This is a genomic window from Nonomuraea sp. NPDC052116, assembly GCF_040680035.1.
GTDB classification, from domain to species: domain Bacteria; phylum Actinomycetota; class Actinomycetes; order Streptosporangiales; family Streptosporangiaceae; genus Nonomuraea; species Nonomuraea angiospora_A.
The window spans coordinates 235,240-253,211 of sequence record NZ_JBFAWA010000009.1 but is presented as its reverse complement, the minus strand read 5'-3'; the positions used below and the strand labels follow the sequence as shown (position 1 = coordinate 253,211).

13 protein-coding genes are annotated in these 17,972 nt (G+C 69.4%); 10 read left to right on the top strand and 3 right to left on the bottom strand.

All coding sequences use genetic code 11. From position 1 onward, the window contains the following. Positions 1-96 precede the first annotated feature (96 nt). The gene (locus AB0L65_RS19740; protein ID WP_364247463.1) at positions 97-1,398 is read left to right on the top strand and encodes an RNA polymerase sigma factor; all 1,302 of its coding nucleotides are present in this window, start codon (positions 97-99) and stop codon (positions 1,396-1,398) included. A 737-nt stretch (positions 1,399-2,135) separates the two neighbouring features. Continuing rightward, the gene (locus AB0L65_RS19735) at positions 2,136-3,539 is read left to right on the top strand and encodes a multicopper oxidase family protein (RefSeq protein WP_364247198.1); all 1,404 of its coding nucleotides are present in this window, start codon (positions 2,136-2,138) and stop codon (positions 3,537-3,539) included. A gap of 243 nt (positions 3,540-3,782) precedes the next feature. Here the strand turns inward: AB0L65_RS19735 and AB0L65_RS19730 are convergent, their stop codons facing one another. Continuing rightward, a complete protein-coding gene (locus tag AB0L65_RS19730) occupies positions 3,783-4,997 on the bottom strand; it encodes a barstar family protein (RefSeq protein ID WP_364247195.1) in 1,215 nt (404 codons plus the stop codon). A gap of 416 nt (positions 4,998-5,413) precedes the next feature. On the opposite strand from AB0L65_RS19730, the gene AB0L65_RS19725 reads away from it, so the two are divergent. The 6 genes from AB0L65_RS19725 (at position 5,414) to AB0L65_RS19700 (ending at position 12,003) form a co-directional block, all read left to right on the top strand. Continuing rightward, positions 5,414-6,760 carry an extracellular solute-binding protein gene (locus AB0L65_RS19725; protein WP_364247192.1) on the top strand — a complete coding sequence of 449 codons (1,347 nt, stop codon included), beginning with the start codon at positions 5,414-5,416 and terminating at the stop codon, positions 6,758-6,760. A 69-nt stretch (positions 6,761-6,829) separates the two neighbouring features. Beyond that, complete coding sequence (locus tag AB0L65_RS19720; protein ID WP_364247190.1) at positions 6,830-7,786, top strand: sugar ABC transporter permease; 957 nt, start codon at positions 6,830-6,832, stop codon at positions 7,784-7,786. After that, positions 7,783-8,613 carry a carbohydrate ABC transporter permease gene (locus AB0L65_RS19715; protein WP_350726814.1) on the top strand — a complete coding sequence of 277 codons (831 nt, stop codon included), beginning with the start codon at positions 7,783-7,785 and terminating at the stop codon, positions 8,611-8,613. The genes AB0L65_RS19720 and AB0L65_RS19715 overlap by 4 nt, the downstream gene beginning before the upstream one ends. After that, positions 8,610-10,019 carry a GH1 family beta-glucosidase gene (locus AB0L65_RS19710; protein WP_364247188.1) on the top strand — a complete coding sequence of 470 codons (1,410 nt, stop codon included), beginning with the start codon at positions 8,610-8,612 and terminating at the stop codon, positions 10,017-10,019. The genes AB0L65_RS19715 and AB0L65_RS19710 overlap by 4 nt, the downstream gene beginning before the upstream one ends. Beyond that, the gene (locus AB0L65_RS19705) at positions 10,000-10,998 is read left to right on the top strand and encodes a LacI family DNA-binding transcriptional regulator (RefSeq protein WP_363964229.1); all 999 of its coding nucleotides are present in this window, start codon (positions 10,000-10,002) and stop codon (positions 10,996-10,998) included. Before AB0L65_RS19710 ends, AB0L65_RS19705 begins: the two co-directional genes overlap by 20 nt. A 9-nt stretch (positions 10,999-11,007) precedes the next feature. Further along, entirely contained in the window at positions 11,008-12,003 is a 996-nt protein-coding gene (locus AB0L65_RS19700; RefSeq protein WP_364247185.1) for an aminoglycoside phosphotransferase family protein, read from the top strand. Here the strand turns inward: AB0L65_RS19700 and AB0L65_RS19695 are convergent. Then, positions 11,947-14,166 (bottom strand): M64 family metallopeptidase, encoded by a 2,220-nt coding sequence (locus tag AB0L65_RS19695; RefSeq protein WP_364247182.1) that lies wholly within the window; start codon positions 14,164-14,166, stop codon positions 11,947-11,949. The two genes, AB0L65_RS19700 and AB0L65_RS19695, sit on opposite strands and share 57 nt — an antisense overlap. A gap of 51 nt (positions 14,167-14,217) precedes the next feature. After that, complete coding sequence (locus AB0L65_RS19690) at positions 14,218-15,195, bottom strand: anti-sigma factor (protein WP_364247179.1); 978 nt, start codon at positions 15,193-15,195, stop codon at positions 14,218-14,220. A 117-nt stretch (positions 15,196-15,312) separates the two neighbouring features. Here AB0L65_RS19690 and AB0L65_RS19685 point away from each other — a divergent pair, with 117 nt between their 5' ends. Together AB0L65_RS19685 and AB0L65_RS19680 are read left to right on the top strand one after the other, a co-directional pair. Further along, positions 15,313-16,509, top strand: coding sequence for an FAD-dependent oxidoreductase (locus AB0L65_RS19685; protein WP_364247177.1), 1,197 nt, complete (start codon positions 15,313-15,315; stop codon positions 16,507-16,509). Between the two features lie 92 nt (positions 16,510-16,601). Continuing rightward, on the top strand, positions 16,602-17,939 hold the full coding sequence (locus AB0L65_RS19680; protein ID WP_364247174.1) for a class II 3-deoxy-7-phosphoheptulonate synthase: 1,338 nt from the start codon (positions 16,602-16,604) through the stop codon (positions 17,937-17,939). Positions 17,940-17,972: the final 33 nt, after the last annotated feature.

Sequence of the window (17,972 nt, the reverse complement as noted above, 5' to 3'; positions counted from 1 at the left end):
CCCGCACGCGCCCGCCCCGACCCTAACCGCCCCCTGGGACACATGACGGGACGCGGGTTGCCATCGGCGCCTTCGTGCTGCTCTCATGGGCCGGTGATGGCTTCCGACACCGACGACCAGGCCCGAACCCAGGCCACCCCCCGCCGTGGGACGGAGACCCATCGGGCCATCGAGGCGGTGTGGCGGATCGAGGCGGCCCGGCTCATCGCCGGGCTCGCCGGGCTGGTGCGCGACGTCGGCCTGGCCGAGGAGCTGGCCCAGGACGCGCTGGTCGCCGCCCTGGAGCAGTGGCCGGAGTCCGGCGTGCCCCGCAACCCCGGCGCCTGGCTGATGACGGTGTCGAAGCGCCGCGCCATCGACCTGATCCGCAGGAACGAACGCCTCGAACGTAACCTGATCGAGCTCGGCCACCGCCTCGACACGGACGAGGACCTGCCCGAGGTGGACGAGATCGAGGACGACCTCCTGCGGCTGGTGTTCACGGCGTGCCACCCGGCGCTCTCCGTGGAGGCCCGGGTGGCCCTCACGCTCCGCGTACTCGGCGGCCTGACCACCGACGAGATCGCCCGGGCGTTCCTGGTCCCGGAGTCCACGGTGGCGCAGCGGATCGTCCGCGCCAAGCGAACCCTGGCCGACAAGAAGATCCCCTTCGAGGTCCCCCAGGCCACCGAGCTGTCGGCGCGCCTGGAATCGGTCCTGGAGGTCATCTACCTGATCTTCAACGAGGGCTATTCGGCGACGGCCGGCGACGACTGGATGCGTCCCGCCCTGTGCGAGGACGCGCTCCGGCTGGGCCGGGTCCTGGCCGGCCTGATGCCCAAGGAGCCGGAGGTGCACGGCCTGGTCGCCCTCATGGAGATCCAGGCGTCCAGGTCGGCGGCCCGGGTGAGCCCGTCCGGCGAGCCCATCCTCCTCCTTGACCAGAACCGCGCCCGCTGGGACCGCCTCCTCATCCGGCGCGGCCTCACCGCCCTGGACCAGGCCGAGAAGCTGGGGGACGGCACGCTCGGCCCGTACACCCTCCAGGCCGCCATCGCCGCCTGCCACGCGCGAGCCCTCAACCCGGAGGACACCGACTGGGTACGCATCGCGAGCCTGTACGAGGCGCTGGCCAAGCTGTCCCGCTCCCCCATCGTCGAGCTCAACCGGGCCGTCGCCCTCTCCATGGCCTACGGCCCCGCGGTCGGCCTCCAGCTCCTCGACCAGATCGCCGACGAGCCGTCCCTCAAGGACTACCACCTGCTGCCGAGCGTACGAGGAGACCTGCTCTTCAAGCTGGGCCGGAGGGAAGAGGCCCGGACCGAGTTCGAAAGGGCGGCGGACATGACCCGCAACGCCCGCGAACGCACCCTCCTCCGGGAACGCGCCACCGCCTGCCACGTTCAGGGGTCCCGGTAGTAATGGCGCAGGATCCAACGGATATGCCGCCCATCTGTGCTTATGCAAAGGTCTCAGGCTGGCACGATCCCGACTGGGTGAACTGCGACAGTGACTCCTGCTCAACACAGTCTGGCCGGCTCAGTCGCTCAGCAGTGAAAGGCCCTGCCACCAGGCGTACAGCGGCTGTGGCGTCCAAGCCTCGGCGGTCATGGCCACGGACTGACCTGTGTAGGTCCAGGCAGGGCCCACCAATACGACTCCACCCATGTCTCGGCGTCGGCGTCGCTGCGGAACAGCACGATCATCGGATCGTGAACCGGACCCGACCGGACGGCCGTGCAGTCCAGAGCGGCCACCGCACCGGCGGCCGCCGCAGTGGTCGGCGGTACCACCCGTCCGGTTGACCCCGACACTCAACACGCAAAGCCCAGGCGTGCTGCCCTGGGGCGGCGTACCGTCACGGCCGTGACACGCCAGAGCGCACCGTGGGTCGGCGGCGGATGCCCCGCAAGGCGAACACCGACAGCACGCCCCAGTACAGGACGGTGATGCCTGCGGCGAGCATGCGTCGATTGGCCGACCAGATCGCCTCCGCCCCGTGGGCAGGCCGGCGGCGTGGGGCGGTGAGGTGATCATGGACTGGCGTGGTGACGACGTCGGCTGGGTGCGGGTGGGCTTTCGGCTTGGCCTCGGATTAAGCGGCTCTGGCACGGGAAGCTGCGCTGGACGGACGGCATGCACATCGGGGGGTGTAAATGCGATTTCGACCCGGTCTGGCGGGCTTCGCTGCTGCCGGAACTCTCGTTTTCACTGCCGCGGCGGGTGGGCTCGCCGGCAGCCCGCCGCCGCCATTGGCAGCCGAAGGGGTCCCGCTGCGCGACCCGCCGCAGTTGGTGAGTCACCACGGAGTCCTGCGCGCCCATTTGGTCGTGGAGAAAAAGCGGGTGGAGGTGGCCGGCCGAACACTGTCGGCGCTGACCTACAACGGGCAGTACATGCCGCCCACGCTGCGAATTCGGCCAGGAGACAGGCTGGAACTGGCGATGGAGAACCGGCTGGGCCCTTACACCAATCTGCACGTGCACGGCCTGCACGTGTCACCGGCAGGCCACTCCGACAACGTCTTCATCCACATCCATCCAGGCCAGACGTTCCACTACTCATATCAGTTCCCGGACGATCTCGCGCCTGGCACCTACTGGTACCACTCACACGCGCATCCGATCTCGGCACAACAGGTCGCCGGTGGAATGTCGGGCATCATCGTCGTCGATGGGCTGAAGCGCTATCTGCCGCCGGGTCTGCGCATCAAAGAGCACGTCATCGCGCTCAAAGATTTCCAGGTGCAGGGCGACGCGATCAAAACCAAAGATCTCCACATCAGTGCGCCGACCAACCGGACCGTCAACGGCCAGCTGAACCCGACCATCCACATCCGCCCGGGCGAGATTCAACTCTGGCGGCTGGCCAACATCAGCGCCAACATCTACTACCGGGTCAGCCTGCAGGGACAGCCGTTCCAGGTGATCGCGCACGACGCCAATCCCGTCGACCGGATCTGGACGGCGGATTCGCTCCTGCTCGCGGCCGGTTCCCGGTTCGACGTGCTTGTACGAGGCGGTCCGCCCGGGCACGCCCAGTTGTGGACGCTCCCGTACAGCACCGGGCCCGCGGGCAACCGGTTCCCGCAAGCCACGCTGGCGACCGTTGTCTCAGAGGGCCCTGCGATGCACCCGCCGGCTCTGCCCGCGACGTTCGCGCCGACAGAGGACCTGGGCCATGCCGCTATCGCCGCGCGGCGCACCATCGTGTTCTCTGAGAACAAGGCGGGCACCGCGTTCTACATCAACGGCAAGCAGTTCGACATGAATCGGGTGGACATCCGGTCGAAGCTCAACACCGTCGAGGAGTGGATCGTCCGTAACGACAGCAACGAAGAGCATTCCTTTCACGTCCACACCAATGATTTCCAACTGATGAGCATCAACGGGCGACCCCATCAAGGGCATGGCTTGCAGGACACCGCAAGCGTCCCTCCCAAGGGGCAGATCGTCATCCGGACGCACTTCCAGAACTACACCGGCAGGACCGTCCTGCACTGCCACATCCTCAACCACGAAGACGCCGGCATGATGGCGATCCTGGAGATCGTCAAGTAACCCAAGGACCACCCCTGCACGACCTTTCCCGGCTTTCACGTGCCGCTGAGTGCCTCGGCGAAGCGACCCGCCCGGGTCAGTCGCATCCGATCGAACCGCCTGCCGCGTTCAGGCTTGACCTGAGCTTTCGGTTCCGGATCGAAGGACTGTCACCGTCACCTGCTCGCCCGAAGCGCTCTGAATATCGGAGACAGCGCGCATAGCGGTGGTGAGGCCATGTCGGTTCGGAAGACGAGAGGCGGGTCAGCGGAGCTCGACCTCGACACCACGATCGGAGAAGATCTCCAGGAGGTCGTCCAGCTCGACGTTCGGTCTCCAACACCGCGGGTCGTGGGTGGGCCGGTCGTAACCCGGGACCAGATGCCGGCGAGCCACGTCGGAGTGGTGCCAGACCAGTCGGAACGGCCTGGCGGCGCCCCATCCGCCGAAGAGGCAGTCATGCAGGCCGTCGAGGTTCGAGCCGAAATAGCCGCCGGGACCGTTGATCGCCTCTCCGATGGTGCAGTAGAAGGCGTCGATGTCGGTGACGAGACGGCCGTCGAGGTGATACGTCGTGTCGGCCGGCTTGTCAGGCAGGCCCTGAGGACGATGGCCGGCGGCCACGCCCAGCCATTCGCGCCGCAGCAGCCGGTCGTAACGTGCCCACAGGTTGGGCTCGGCCGGGCCGCCATCGTACCACATCTGGAAGATCTCACGGGCGCCGCTCAGCCACGGCTCCCCCACCCCGCCGTCCAAGGCGATGTCCAGCAGACCGTCGCCCAACCTCGACGGCCGGGCGGAGACGACGGCGGCCGACAGCATCCCGGCCCATCCAGCGATGTGTCCGTCGCGTTGGATGGCGATGAGAGACGCCGTGATCCTCTGCCCCTCGACGAACCGCGGCAGCGGCGCCTCAGGGCGGAATCCGATCAGCGTCACCGGCCGGACGGGCGCGGCGGGGCGCACGCGGAAGACTCCGGCGACGTCCAGGCACTCGCCGAGCTTCTCGTTGTCGAGCGCGGACAGCCGGAACCCCGTCCCGTCGGGCTTCACCTCTGGCAACCCGTGCTCCGGAAACAGCCGGACATATCCGCGCAAGTCGAGGTCCACCAGGCCATCCCGCGCGGCCGACGGGCGTCGGCCGACCACGGTGACGTCGATGAGCTCCTCCTCGCACGTGCACCCGTGCTCGTACGTCCGGCACTTGGCGGGCCGGTGCCCCGGCCGGTGGACGGGCGTCAGGGCGATGCTGGGCAGCCATGCCCGCTCGGTCCCCAAATGCCGCAGCGCCTCCAGCAGCGGACCCGCAGGATCGCAACCGAGCAGGGTGAAGGTCTCGGGCGGAGGGACGGGCTCGGGGTCCACGAAGAGGCCGTCGATGTCGTGGCACACGCCCAGCGTGACGTCCGGCTCACCCACCTCTCCGGTGTACTCGTCCAGCAGCAACCACCGCGCGCCCGACAAGGCAGAAGTCATCATCACGACGGACCCTAACGGCCGAGCGGTACCGGCGTTCCGCGGCCCCGTCGTACGATCCACCGGCGTCCCCGTTTCAGCGAGATCGCGCTCCGAGGGTCCTACGCTTCCGGCGGGGGGTTCTCACTGGTGGTGTGACCGGGAGAAAGCGTGGTGGGTGCGGGTGACATGCCCTTGATGCGACACAAAAGATGCCTCTTGTGGTGGGAGCGCTCCCAAGCGGCCCTTTGCGAGGTATAACGCGAAAAATCCGGTTCTAGAGTGACAAACCGCCTCATTGGTAACGGTTGCGTTTCGGTGGATTGACGTGCAGACCACGTAAGTGCACCCTTTGTGGGAGCGCTCCCAAAGACTCCCACCGCGGCGGAGCGCGAGCCGCGGTGCACTCCCCCAACATTCACCCGAGAAGGGGTCCACCCATGATGATCAGCAAGCGTCGCGGCGGTCTCGCCGCGGCCTCTGCCCTGGCCGTGGCGGCGCTGACCGTCGCGTCCTGCAGCTCCGGCGGCGGCACCGCCACGGGGTCCAGCAGCGCTCCCGCCTCCTCCGCGGCGGCTGAGCCGGTCACCATCCGCGTTCAGACCTTTGGCGGCGGCACCAACTTCGGCTACAAGAACGCCATCACGAAGTGGAACGCCGAGCACAAGGACATCCAGATCAAGGAAGAGCACCTGACCGACCAGTTCGAGCAGCAGTACTGGCCGCAGATGATCCAGTGGTTGCAGGCCGGCAACGGCGCTGGCGACGTGGTCGGCATCGACGAGGGCGGCATGGGCCTGGCCAAGGCACACCCCGAATGGTGGGCCGACCTCAAGGAGTACGGCCTGGAGTCCCGCAAGGCGGACTTCCCGGCGTGGAAGTGGGAGAACGGCGTCACGGCCGACGGCAAGCTGTTCGGCCTGGGCACCGACATCGGCGGCATGAGCCTCTGCTACCGCACGGACCTGTTCAAGAAGGCCGGGCTGCCGACCGAGCGTGACAAGGTCAGCGCGCTCTGGCCGACCTGGGACGAGTTCATGAACGTCGCCAAGACGTTCCAGTCGAAGGTCAAGGACACCAAGTTCGCCGACGGCACGAACACGCTCTACCAGGTCGTCCTCTACCAGGAGGCGGCCAAGAACGGCAACGTGACGTACTTCGACAAGGACAACAACCTCATCGTCGACAAGAACCCGGCGGTGAAGGCGGGCTTCGACTTCGCCACGAAGATGAGCCAGCAGGGCCTGACCGCCAAGCTGCGCAACTTCACCGACGAGTGGGCGGCGGGCACCCAGAAGGGCGCGTTCGCCACGGTCGGCTGCCCGTCCTGGATGCTCGGCGTGGTCAGCGGCAACGCCGGCGACGGCGGCAAGGGCAAGTGGGACGTGGCCAGCGTGCCGGGCGGCGGCGGCAACTGGGGCGGCTCCTGGCTGGCCGTGCCCAAGCAGTCGAAGCACCCGAAGGAAGCCGCGATGGTCGCCGACTTCCTGACCAACGCGCAGACCGAGGCGAGCATCTTCACGGACTTCGGCAACATGCCGAGCAACACGAAGGCCCAGCAGGACCCGGCCGTGCAGGGCGCGAAGAACGAGTTCTTCAACGACGCCCCCATCGGTGAGATCTTCGCCAAGTCCGCGTCGAGCCTGCAGCCGGTCTTCCTCGGCGTGAAGCACGCCCAGGTCAAGAACGCCATCGAGTCCGTCATCCAGGGCATGGACGACGGCTCCGTCCCGTACGACAAGGCCTGGCAGCAGCTGGTCGACGACGCGGTGAAGGCCGCGGGCTAGTCTCCCCGCCCGGCCCGCGAGCAGCGGGCCGGGCGTGTTGCCGACGACAAGCTGCCGAAAGGTTCCGTTATGAGCCTCGACACCCTTCCGCGGGCGGCGCGGAACAACCATCGCCGCGCCCGTCCGCCCGGCCACCGCTGGCGTTCACGATTCGACGTCAAAGCGATGCCGTACGCCCTGGTGTCCCCTTATTTCCTGCTGTTCGCCGCCTTCGGGCTGTTCCCGTTGGCCTTCACCCTGTACTACTCGCTCTACGACTACGACCTGGCCGGGACCGTGGAGTGGACCGGGCTGGGCAACTACACCGCCCTGCTCGCGGACGAGGACTTCTGGAACGCCGTGGTCAACACGGTGGGCATGTTCGTCCTCGCCACCGTCCCCCAGATGATCCTCGCGCTGCTCCTGGCCAACGCGCTGAACAAGCGCCTGAAGCTCCGCCTGGCCATCCGCATGAGCGTGCTGCTGCCGCTGGTCACGTCGGTGGTCGCGGTCGCGGTGGTGTTCACGCAGCTGTACGCCCGCGACTGGGGCCTGGTCAACTGGATCCTGAGCTCGTTCGGCGTGGACAAGACGAACTGGCGGGCCGAGCGCATCCCGTCGTGGATCGCCATCGCCACCATGGTCGACTGGCGCTGGACCGGCTACAACGCGATCATCTTCCTGGCCGGCATGCAGACGATCCCCCGCGACCTGTACGAGGCCGCCGCGATCGACGGCGCGTCGCGGCGCAGGCAGTTCTGGCAGATCACGCTGCCGATGCTGCGCCCGACGATGATCTTCGTGGTGCTCAACTCCACGATCGGCGGCCTGACGCTGTTCTCCGAGCCGACCACGTTCTACAACGGCAACGTCGACGGCGGCTCGCAGGGACAGTTCCAGACGGTGGCCATGTTCATCGTCAAGCAGGGCTTCCGCGAGTTCGACTACGGCTACGCCGCGGCGGCCGCCTGGCTGCTGTTCCTGCTCATCCTCATAGGAGCGGCGATCAACTTCCTGTTCGTGCGCAGGATCGGGGGCACCCGATGAACAACTTCTCCCCGACCCTCGCCACCCGGCTCATGCTGGCCCTGGCCGTCCTGCTGTCGGCGTTCCCGCTGTACTGGATGCTCGTCATCGCCTCCCGTACGAACGCCGACGCCGTCGCGATGCCGCCGCCGTTCCTGCCGGGCGGGAACCTGGGCGAGAACATCGTCGCGGTGCTCAACAACGAGGACGCCAAGTTCCTGCTGGGCCTGACGAACTCGTTCATCGTGTCGAGCATCGTCACCGTCTCCGTGGTGATCATCTCCACGCTGGCCGGCTTCGCCTTCGCGAACCTGAGCTTCAAGGGCAGGAACCTGCTGCTGGTGCTCGTGCTGCTGACGATGGCGGTGCCGTTGCAACAGATGGGCGTGGTGCCCCTCTACCGGCTCATGGTGAGCCTGGAGTGGACCGGCACGCTCAAGGCGGTCATCCTCCCGTACCTGCTCAACGGGTTCGGCGTGTTCCTGATGACGCAGTACACCCGCCAGGCCGTGCCGATGGAGCTGGTCGAGGCCGCCCGGGTGGACGGCGCCGCCACGCTGCGGATCTGGTGGAACGTCGTCCTGCCCGCCGTACGTCCGGGCATGGCGGTGCTCGGCATCAACACGTTCATGCTCATGTGGAACGACTTCATGTGGCCGCTGATCGTGCTGACCCCGGACAACCCGACCGTGCAGATCGCGATCACCTCGCTCAACGCCAGGTTCTCCACGAACTACACGTTGATCTTCGCGGGAACGGCGTTGTCCATCATTCCGCTCATCGCAGTATTCGTCGCATTCGGCCGCCAGATCGTCGGCGGCCTCATGGAAGGTGCGGTCAAGGCGTGACGACACAAGAGGAACAGACGCGTGCCGGGCTGCGCTTCCCTGCGGGCTTCACGTGGGGCGCGGCGACCTCGGCGTACCAGATCGAGGGCGCGGTCGACGAGGACGGGCGCGGCGTCTCCATCTGGGACACCTTCACCAGGACGCCGGGCCGGATTCTCAACGGCCACAACGCGGACGTGGCCATCGACCATTACCACCGATACCGGGAAGACGTCCGGATCATGGCGGAGCTGGGCCTGTCGGCCTACCGCTTCTCGGTCTCCTGGCCCCGCATCCAGCCCACCGGCTCCGGCCGGATCAACCAGAAGGGTCTGGACTTCTACAAGCGGCTCGCCGACGAGCTCCGCCGGCACTCCATCGACCCCTGGCTCACCCTCTACCACTGGGACCTGCCCCAGGAGCTGGAGGACAGGGGCGGCTGGCCCAACCGCGACACGGCCTACCACTTCGCCGACTACGCCGCGGCCGTGCACGAGGCGCTGAAGGACCACATCCACACCTTCAGCACCGTCAACGAGCCATGGTGCGCCGCGTTCCTCGGCTACGCCTCGGGGGAGCACGCCCCCGGCAGGCGGGAGCCGGAGAACGCGATCAGGGGCGCGCACCACCTCAACCTGGCGCACGGGCTGGCCGTCCAGGCGATGGACGCCCGGCGCGTCGGCGGCTGCGTGAACCTGTACGCGGTCACCCCCGCCACCGACAGCGCGGAGGACCTGGAGGCCGCCCGGCGCATCGACGGGTTGCAGAACAGGTTCTTCCTGGACGCGCTGCTCACCGGCCGCTATCCGGAGGACGTGCTGGCCGACCTGCCGCTCGAGATCGACTTCATCGAGCCCGGCGACATGAAGACCATCAACGCACCCATCGACCTGCTGCTCGTCAACTACTACAGCCGCTTCACGGTCTCGGGAGCACCAGGCGGCAGGCAGTCGGCGGCGGCGGCCCCCACGGACTCGGCCTCGCCGTGGGTGGGCAGCGAGCACGTGTCGTTCGTCAGCGCCGGCTACCCGGTCACCGCGATGGGCTGGGAGATCGACGAGAGCGGCCTGGTGGAGGTGCTCACGAGGATCGCGCGGGAGTACCCGCCGATCCCCATGGTGGTCTCCGAGAACGGCGCCGCCTTCGAGGACGTGCTCGAGGACGGCCGGATCCACGACCGGGAGCGGCAGGCGTACGTGGAGGCGCACCTCGGCGCCTGCAAGGCGGCCATCGAGGCCGGCGTGCCCCTGGAGGGCTATTTCGCCTGGTCACTGATGGACAACTTCGAGTGGGCCTGGGGCTACGGCAAGCGGTTCGGCCTGGTGCGCGTGGACTTCGAGACGCAGGAACGGCTGATCAAGGACAGCGCGCTCTGGTACTCGGAGATCATCCGGCAGAATAGGCGCCATGAACCGACCGACTCTTGAGGCAGTCGCGGCTCGGGCCGGGGTGGGCCGGGGCACGGTGTCTAGAGTCATCAACGGCTCGCCGAACGTCAGCGCCAAGGCCCGCGAGGCCGTGGAGCTGGCCATCCGCGAGCTGGGCTACGTGCCCAACCGTGCGGCGCGCGCCCTGGTGACGCGCCGCACCGACGCGGTGGCCCTGGTGGTGTCCGAGTCGCAGCTGCGGGTGTTCGACGACCCGTTCTTCGCGGGCACCATCCGCGGCATCGGCTCGGCGCTGTCGGAGACCGGGCTGCAGCTCATCCTGGCGATGGCCCGCACCACCGAGGAGTACGACCGGCTGGAGCACTACCTGACCGGGCAGCACGTCGACGGCGTGCTGCTGCTGTCGTTGCACGGCGCCGACCCGCTGCCGGGGCGGCTCGAGGAGATGGGCGTGCCAACCGTGCTCGGCGGCCGGCCCGTCGGGCTCGACCCCTACAGCTACGTCGACATGGACAACCGGGCAGGGGCCCGGCAGGCGGTCAAACACCTGCTGGGCCTCGGCCGCACGCGCATCGCCACCATCGCCGGTCATCAGGACATGGGCGTGGGCGTCGACCGGCTGGCCGGCTATCGCGACGCGCTGTTGCCCGCCGGGCTGCCGGAGCTGGTGGTGTACGGCGACTTCTCGGAGGAGAGCGGCTCGGCGGCGATGACCCAGCTGCTGGCGAGCCATCCCGATCTCGACGCGGTGTTTGCCGCGTCCGACCCGATGGCCCTGGGCGCGATGCGCGTGCTCAAGGCGGCGGGGCGGGCGATCCCGGAGGACGTGGCGGTGATCGGGTTCGACGACTCCAAGGCCGCGCTGCACGCCGACCCGCCGCTGACCACCGTCCACCAGCCGACCGAGCAGATGGGCCGGCAGATGGCGCAGCTGCTGGTGGCCCGGATCAACGGCGAGGAGCTGCGCCAGCCGGTCGTGATCCTCGACACCCACCTGGTACGCCGGCAGTCAGCGTGAAAGGCTCCCGTGGACAGTAGAACCAAGCGCCGCTTATCCGACGCCGAGCTCGACGCCCTGCTCCGCCGCGCGCTGGGCACGGGCGTCGTGGCCGTCACCGAGCTGACCGACGGCTACGCCAACGCCGTCTGGCGGCTCAAGCTGGACGACGGACGCGAGGTGGTGCTCAAGCTGTCCCCGCCGCCCGACCTCGACCAGCTCAGCTACGAGCGCAACCTGCTGCGCATGGAGGCCGCCGCGTACGAGCTGGCGGCGCAGGCGGGCGTGCCGGTGGCGACGCTGCTGCGCGCCGAGTTCGACGACCCGGTGCTGGGCGGCGACTACCTACTGCTCGACGCGCTCGACGGGGTCTCGTGGAACGACGTCAAGCCGGAGGGCGAGGAGGCGCTGCGCCGGGAGCTGGGCCGCCACCTGGCCAGGTTCAACGCGGTGAGCGGCGAGGTCTTCGGCTACCCGCACGCCGGGATCGTCGGCGCCACCTGGCGGCAGGCGTTCCTGGCGATGGTGGGGGCGCTGGTCGGCGACACCGAGCGCTACCCGACGCCGCTGCCGCGCTCCCCCGGGGAGATCATGGGGCTGATCGAGGCGGCGTCGCCGGTGCTCGACGAGGTGACGACGCCGCGGCTGGTGCACTTCGACGTCTGGCCGGGCAACGTCTTCCTCGACGTCAGCGGCCCGCCCCGGATCCAGGCCATCATCGACCACGAACGGGCCTTCTGGGGCGACCCGCTCGCCGAGTTCGTCACGCCGACGATCTTCGGCGAGCTGGCGGAGGACGACCCGCTGCTGGCGGGCTACCGCGAGGTGACGCCGCTGGAGCTCACCCCGGCGGCGCGCACCCGCATCGACCTCTACCGCGCCTACCTCTACCTGATCCTGCTGGTGGAGAACGGACCCCGGCAGTATCCGGAGGAGGAGTACGCCAGGCTCCGCGACGCCTCGTTCGGCTCACTTACCGCGGTGCTCGACCGCCTCGTAGGCGCCTCCCCTGGCGGCCGCGGCTAGCCGGACGCACGAACGCGCGCCCTTGTTGGGCACGCCGAGGTCGACGGGTTTGTCACCCGTGCACAGCAGCGCGCCGCTGATCGTGCTGCCCGACAGGATCGGCGCCGTGTTGCCGGCCAGCAGGACGGCCCCGCGCAGGTCGGCGCCCACGATGGTCAGCGCCTTGGCGCCGCTGACGTTGAGCGCGCCGGTGAGGGAGGCCTTGAGCAGGTGCACGGCGGCGGGCTGCGCCGCGGTCAGCGTCCCGGCGATCCGGCCGCCCTTGACCACGAGCGAGGCTCCGGGCTTCACCGTGATGGGCCCGCTGATCTGGGCGCCGTCGAGGCAGGTGACGCCGTCGGCGGCGACGAGGGCGCCCTGGTAGACGCCGGTGACCGTGCGGGTGCAGGCGGGCGGCGGGGCGATCGTGGTGACGGTGAAGCTCTTCGGCGTGCCCTGGTTGCCCGCGGCGTCGATCGAGCGGTATTCGACCGTGTGCCGGCCGCGCGGCAGCTTCCCGTACACGAGGGAGTCGATGACCGTGCCCTCCTCGCTGAACGTCCACGGCAGCTCCGAGGAGGTGGGCCAGCCGAAGTAGTTGAACCAGCCGTCCCCGTCCACCCGGGACTCCGAGACCACGTAGCCGCCGCGGTCGTCCTCGCCCGCCAGCCGCATGGAGAAGGGGCCGTTGTAGACGTAGGCGTCGCCGACCGCGGCGAGCGGCTCGGACAGCTCGTAGCGGGTGGCGGGCAGGCTCGCGTCGACCTGCCAGTTGAGGGTCTGGCCGCCGAGGGCGGCGACGAGAGTGTGCGTGCCCGGTTGCAGGTTCAGCCTGCCCAGGTCGAGGTCGGTTCCGGTGCCCGCCGGGCGGCCGTCCACGGTCCACGTCACCTCGGGCACGGTCGCGGCCGGATGGGTGGTCTCCACGTACACGACGTCGGCGCGGCCCAGCGGCCGGTCGGCAGGGGTGGCGGAGACGAACGCGGCCTCGGCGCCGTCCGGCGGGGTGGTCAGCGACGTGTCCACCGTCCAGGTGCGGGACTTGGTGATGGCCGCCCTGATCGCCGGGTCCCTGACGAACTCGGTCGGGTCCGAGACGGTGGCCGTCACGGTGTGCGTGCCCGGAGTGAGGCCGAGGGTGCGCAGGTCGAGGGCGTCCTCGCGGCTCGCGAGGTCCTTGCCGTCCACGTTCCAGGTGGTCGTCAGCGAGTGGCCGACGGGGCGCATCGGCTCGACCCACAGCACCCGGTCGGCGCCGACGGGCTGCTGGTTGGGCGTGGCGTCCTGGATGACCATGGTCTTGGCGGTGATGCGCTGGACCATGACCTCGCGGCTGACCTGGTCGTAGGCGTAGCCGAGGGTCTTCATCATCGAGTGTCGGCTGGGCCGCCAGACGCCGGTCGTGTAGTACAGGCCGCCCTCGTAGCGGCCGATGGGGCCGCCCGACTCGCTGGGCTCGCCCAGCCAGCGCCACCACTTCTTCTGCTGGTCCTTCATCTGCTGCTCGGTCAGCAGGGTGTGGTGGGGGCTGGACGGCTCGGCTCCGGGGTAGGCGCCGCCGGGGACGCCGCGCTGGTAGTAGTCGTACTCGTCCTGGAGGCCGCCCAGGGAGTGGCCCAGCTCGTGCGGGCTGATCAGGGCGGACATGCTGTTGCTGCCCGAGGCGGTGGCGTACGAGCCGCCGGCGCCGCCGTACGTGCCGCTGTTGCCGAGCGCGAGGATCTGCCGGTTGCCGGAGGAGGTGCCGGTGACCAGGTCGGCGTAGCGGGTGGCGGCGGTGTTGTCCATGGTGATCAGCCGCTGGACGCTGCCGGGGTTGCAGCGGCCCCAGAAGCCCATGCCGAGCGGGGTGACCTTCTTCGGCGAGTCCAGTCCGGGGTCGCAGCTGATGCCCGACTCGCCGGAGACGATGTCCACGCGGTAGACGTTGATGTAGTTGCGATACGTCTTGAACGGCTCGATCGACCACATCACGTTGAGGTGCCGGTCCACGTCGGCCCGGAATTTGGCCTGTTCCGGCTCGGTGTAGCCGTCCCCCATGATGATCAGGTTGAATCGCCTGGCCGGGGAGCCCGTGACCTGGACGGGCACCACGGCTGCCGCGCCCGCCTCGGCGGCCGCCGCGGGCACGGGTAACACGGGTAACAGTGCGGCGGCCAGCGCCAGGGCCGCGAAGATACGCATGCCCTGCACTATCTACGATCAAACGCGCGTGACCAAGTCCCTAACTGCGTGTCAGGCCTCGGGGAGCTCGGCCAGCAGGATCGGCTGGGTCGTGGGCCTGCCGGAACCGGCCGCCGGCTCGACCGTGAGCGCCACGCGGTCGTCCCCCCGCTCCGGCGTGATCAGCAGCGGTGCGGTCAGGCCGCTCTCGGCCCGGTCGAGCATCCCGGCGGGGCGGGGGCCGTCCGGGCCCATCAGCCACAGCTCGTAGCCCTTGGAGCGGGGCAGTTCGGCCAGGCCGGACGAGGCGAACACCATGCGTCCCCTGGCGCGGGAGATCACGACCGTGCCGGTGCCGCCGGAGGTGGCGGGCTGACGTACCGTCTCGGCGTCGGGCGCGGCCAGCACGGCGATCACCTCGTCGTTCCTGGCGGTCAGGTCGCTCAGGTCGCGGCGGGCGTCCACGGCGACGGCGCCGAGCGCGACCGCGGCCGCCGCGGCCACGGCCGCCAGGCCCGCCGTCACCCTGGCCCGGCGGCGCCTGAGGAGCACGACGCGGCCGCCCTCGTGAGCCGCCGGGAGCTCCGGCGCGGTCCTGAACGCGGGGGGCCGCTCCGGCTCGGGCGGGATCCTGAGCGTCGGCGAGTCCTCCGGCGCGGACGGGGACGCGGACGGGGACACGGACGGGGACACGGACGGGGACACGGACGAGGGTACGTGCGGGGCCACAGGTGGGGCTGCGGGCGTGCGTGACGCCGGGGGCCGCCAGATGGTCGGGCTGTCGTCGGGCACCGCTCCTGACCCCCGCTCCGGGCGTTCCTCGGGCCGCCGCAGCTGGTGGGCGGCGGCGAGCAGGCGCTGCCGGAGCGTGGCGGGCGGCGGCTCGGCCACCGCCTCGGCGAGCCTGGCCGCCGTCTCCCGCAGCCTCCGGACCTCCATCCAGCAGGCCGAGCACGCCAGCAGGTGCTCCTCGTACAGCACCCACTCGGCGTACGGCAGTGCGTGCACGGCGTAGGCGCCCGAGAGGGTGTGGAGGTCGTCCGTCATCATCCACTCCCTTTGTGAGAGGCGGCTCACGCATGTACTTCGGCGACTCGGGCATGTCGGATGGCTGCGGGGGCTTGCTCTTTTCCCATGGCGTGAGACAATCTCATCGGGTGATGAATTATGAGCTGTGTAATAGCGGGGGGCGGGCCGGCCGGCGCAATGCTGGCGCTGCTCCTGGCCAGGGCAGGCGTCGAGGTCACGCTGCTGGAGAAGCACGGCGACTTCCTGCGTGACTTCCGGGGCGACACGATCCATCCGTCCACGCTGCAGGTCCTCGACGAGCTGAGGCTGGCCGAGGAGTTCCTGAAGATCCCCCATCGCAAGGCGTACGGGATCAGCATGGTGACCGACCGCGGGGAGGCCAGGCTGGCGAGCCTGCGCGGGCTGCCCGGCAAGTACGACTACATCGCGTTCGTACCGCAATGGGATTTCCTCAACCTCATCACGTCGGCCGCCGCCCGGTATCCGAGTTTCCGGCTGCTGATGAACGCGGAGGCGTACGACCTGATCCGCGACGGCCAGACCGTGCGCGGCCTGCGCTATCGGGACGAGTCGGGCGAGCACGAGATCAGGGCCGACCTCACCGTCGCCGCCGACGGGCGGCACTCGACCCTGCGCGAGCGCGCCGGGCTCGTGCCGGAGGAGCTCGGCGCGCCGATGGACGTGGTGTGGTTCCGGCTGCCCCGGCACCCGTCCGACCGTGACGACTCGTTCCTGCGGATCTCCGGCGGACGCATGATGGTGTCCATCAACCGGCAAAGTTATTGGCAACTCGCGTACGCGATCCCCAAGGGCGGGTTCGACGAGCTGGTGCGCGCCGGGATCGACGCGCTCCGCGAGCCGGTCGCGGAGCTGCTGCCGTGGCTGGCCGACCGGATCGGGCAGATCGGGAGCTACGACGACGTCAGCGTGCTCACCGTCGCGCTCAACCGGCTGCACCGCTGGCACCGGCCCGGATTCCTGTGCATCGGGGACGCCGCGCACGCCATGTCGCCGGTGTTCGGGGTGGGGATCAACCTGGCCGTCCAGGACGCGGTCGCCACCGCCAACCTGCTGGCCGGCTCGCTCAGGTCCGGCGCGCCGATCCCCGAGTCCACCCTGCGCCTGGTGCAGAAGCGGCGGATGCCGCCCACGCGCGTCACGCAGGCGGCCCAGCGGGTGGTCCAGAATCTGGTCATCAAGCGGGCCCTCAGCAACAGGCTCGACCCGTCCAGGATGCCCCGCGACCTCACGCGGATCCCCCTGCTCAGGCGGGTGGCCCGGCGTTTCATCGGGCTGGGGGTGCGGCCCGAGCACGTGTCCGTAAAGGAAGTTTGACCGCCTCTGAGTCCTCAGGGGTATAACTGCATTCTCACAACGTGGACAACGAGGTCCGTGGGCCCGTGGCCAGTGGATTACCCTCGTATCTCGTGAGCAGCAATCTCGTGGATCTCGATTCCTGGCGAGCCCTCCCCGCGGCGCAGCAACCTGACTGGCCCGACCGCGGCGAGCTCGACAAGGTCGTCGCCGAGCTCGGCGGCCTGCCCCCACTGGTCTTCGCCGGCGAGTGCGACCAGCTCAAGGAGCAGCTGGCCGCAGTCGCCCGGGGCGAGGCCTTCGTCCTGCAGGGCGGCGACTGTGCGGAGACCTTCTCCGGCGCGACCGCCGACAATGTGCGCAACAAGCTCAAGACGCTGCTGCAGATGGCGATCGTGCTGACGTACGCGGGCAAGGTGCCGGTCGTGAAGATCGGCCGGGTCGCGGGCCAGTTCGCCAAGCCGCGTTCCAAGGGCAGCGAGACCCGTGACGGGATCGAGCTGCCCGCCTACCGGGGCGACATGGTCAACGGGTTCGACTTCACCGCCGAGTCCCGCCGGCCCGATCCGTGGCGGCTGCTCAAGGCGTACCACTCCTCGGCCGTGACCCTCAACCTCGCCCGCGCGTTCACCAAGGGCGGCTACGCCGACCTGCGCCAGGTGCACGCGTGGAACCAGGACTTCGTGGCCGAGTCGCCCGCCGGGCGCCGCTACGAGCAGCTGGCCAGGGAGATCGACCAGGCGCTCGCGTTCATGCGGGCCTGCGGGGCCGATCCCGAGGAGTTCCACACCGTGGAGTTCTACTCCTCGCACGAGGCGCTCATCCTCGACTACGACCGCGCGCTCACGCGCATCGACTCGCGTACGGGGCTGCCGTACGACGTGTCGGCGCACATGGTCTGGATCGGCGAGCGCACCCGCCAGCTCGACGGGGCGCACGTCGACTTCTTCGCCCGCATCCGCAACCCGATCGGCGTCAAGCTCGGGCCCACCACGTCGCCCGACGAGGCCCTGGGCCTCATCGAGAAGCTCAACCCGGGCAACGAGGCGGGGCGGCTCACGTTCATCACCCGCATGGGCGCCTCCAAGATCCGCGAGCACCTGCCGGCCCTGGTCAAGGAGGTCACGGCCACGGGGGCGCGGGTCGCGTGGATCTGCGACCCGATGCACGGCAACACCTTCGAGGCGCCCAGCGGGCACAAGACCCGCCGGCTCGACGACGTGCTGGACGAGGTGGCGGGCTTCTTCGAGGTGCACCGGTCGCTGGGCACGCATCCCGGCGGGATCCACATCGAGTTCACCGGTGACGACGTGACGGAGTGCGTGGGCGGCGGGCACGAGATCGCCGAGGACGACCTCGCGACCCGCTACGAGACGGCCTGCGACCCGCGGCTCAACCGCGGCCAGTCCCTCGACCTCGCCTTCCGCGTCGCCGAGCTCTACCGCGGCTGACCTCACCGCGCATTCAAGGGGACGCGCCCGCCT